A 1,399-nucleotide genomic window follows, 5' to 3' on the forward strand; every position below is an offset into this window, starting at 1 on the left:
GCCTGGGTACCGGGTCCTTCGTTCTTTGGTAGCGGGGACAGGATTTGAACCTGCGACCTCTGGGTTATGAGCCCAGCGAGCTACCGAGCTGCTCCACCCCGCGCTGCAAGAACCACTCTACACGAACTTTCGGGCGCCTCCGACCACCCCCGGAGTGGGCTGCACCACTTCCGCGCGCGACCCGACCACCGGCGACCCGAGCACCCCGAAACGACGAAAGCCCGGTCCGAAGACCGGGCTTTCGTTCTTTGGTAGCGGGGACAGGATTTGAACCTGCGACCTCTGGGTTATGAGCCCAGCGAGCTACCGAGCTGCTCCACCCCGCGATGCATGAACGAAGTTACACGAGCGTCCGAACGAAACACAAATCGCGGGTGTCGACCCGCTCGAGTCGCCCCGGGAGGCCCGCGAGACTGTGACCCGGCGCACAAAATCTCGGTGATACACGGCACAATAACGGACCGGTAACGACCCTCTGGACAACCTCCAGCAATCCCGACTGACCTGGCTGAACGTCGGATTTCGAGGAAGTCGACGGACCAGCCGGTCTGCCGATCGACGATGTGACCGGCCGAAAGTTGTTGCGTACGGTCGCAAACGGCCCGAAACGACCGGGCCGAGCCGACCCGCCGCTGCACGACTCTGCCCCGCGGGATCGGCAACCCCGAAACCTTCGAGGGGCAGGGACGGTAGCGCCGAATTCGCACGCCGGGCGATGGAGAGATGTTCGACCCGCCCAGGCCGGCCCCGTCAGCAAGCGCGGAGAGGATTCACCCGCATGACCACTCGCAAGACGACCACGCGTGCGCTCGGTTGGGCCGCCGTCACCGGCGCCCTCGTCGCAGTCCCCTTCGGCCTCGCTTCCGGAACCGCCTCCGCCGCCACCCACAACTGGGACGGCGTCGCACAGTGCGAGAGCGGAGGCAACTGGTCGACCAACACCGGCAACGGCTACTACGGCGGCCTCCAGTTCTCCCAGAGCACCTGGACCGCCAACGGCGGCAGCGGCTCCCCGCACGGTGCCTCCAAGTCCGAGCAGATCCGCGTCGCCGAGAACACCCTCGCGAGCCAGGGCCCCGGCGCCTGGCCCGTCTGCGGCCAGTACCTGACCGCGGGCGCCTCCGAGGAGACCGCCCCCGTCGTCGAGCCGACCCCGGCCCCCGCGCCTGCCCCGGCCGCCCCGACCACGCCGGCCCTGCCCGCCAACGTCCCGGCGCCGTCCACCGACCAGGTCAGGCAGGCCACCGATGCGGCCGTCGCGACCGCCACGCAGTACGGCTACGGCAGCCAGGTGCAGCAGCTGATCGACAACAACGGCGCGTTCCTCGCCAGCCTCACCCGCTGACCCGGACCCGACGACAGAGGGGCCCTGCCATCCGAATCCTCGGACGGCAGGGCC

The 1,399-nt window shown here is 68.7% G+C and carries 1 protein-coding gene and 2 tRNA genes; 1 reads left to right on the plus strand and 2 read right to left on the minus strand.

The annotated features are described in order from the left end of the window. Positions 1–26: 26 nt before the first annotated feature. Together ACFXGJ_RS24445 and ACFXGJ_RS24450 are read right to left on the minus strand one after the other, a co-directional pair. A tRNA-Met gene (locus ACFXGJ_RS24445) sits at positions 27–103 on the minus strand. Between the two features lie 146 nt (positions 104–249). Continuing rightward, positions 250–326 (minus strand) — tRNA-Met (locus ACFXGJ_RS24450). A gap of 452 nt (positions 327–778) precedes the next feature. Between ACFXGJ_RS24450 and ACFXGJ_RS24455 the strand changes: the two genes are divergently transcribed. Beyond that, complete coding sequence (locus ACFXGJ_RS24455; RefSeq protein ID WP_378625864.1) at positions 779–1,345, plus strand: transglycosylase family protein; 567 nt, start codon at positions 779–781, stop codon at positions 1,343–1,345. The last annotated feature ends 54 nt before the right edge of the window (positions 1,346–1,399 follow it).

It is taken from the genome of Rhodococcus sp. NPDC059234, from assembly GCF_042754225.1.
Lineage (GTDB): Bacteria > Actinomycetota > Actinomycetes > Mycobacteriales > Mycobacteriaceae > Rhodococcus_G.

What these genes read in the sequence shown, in the direction of transcription:
- ACFXGJ_RS24455 (WP_378625864.1), top strand. Translation starts at nt 779, where the DNA reads ATGACCACTCGCAAGACGACCACGCGTGCGCTCGGTTGGGCCGCCGTC.